Source organism: Pseudoalteromonas sp. PPB1 (genome assembly GCF_015356275.1).
GTDB classification, from domain to species: Bacteria; Pseudomonadota; Gammaproteobacteria; order Enterobacterales; family Alteromonadaceae; genus Pseudoalteromonas; species Pseudoalteromonas rubra_D.
Window position 1 is genome coordinate 1 of sequence record NZ_JACEQV010000114.1, and the last position, 255, is coordinate 255.

Annotated in this window: 1 rRNA gene; it reads right to left on the bottom strand. The window is 48.6% G+C overall.

What is annotated here, in order from left to right:
• Nucleotides 1-141 precede the first annotated feature (141 nt).
• Nucleotides 142-255: ribosomal RNA gene (locus IY568_RS24550) — 16S ribosomal RNA — on the bottom strand; the annotation flags it as partial.

The window sequence follows — 255 nt, forward strand, 5'->3', positions numbered from 1 at the left end:
GTAGACTTGAACTACCGACCTCACGCTTATCAGGCGTGCGCTCTAACCAGCTGAGCTACAGACCCAAACAATGTTTGTGTTCTCTAATTCTAATCAACAATCATCTGTGTGGACACTTCGAACAAATTAGTTCTAAGTCGATAAGGAGGTGATCCAGCCCCAGGTTCCCCTAGGGCTACCTTGTTACGACTTCACCCCAGTCATGAATCACTCCGTGGTGAACGCCCTCCCGAAGGTTAAGCTATCCACTTCTGG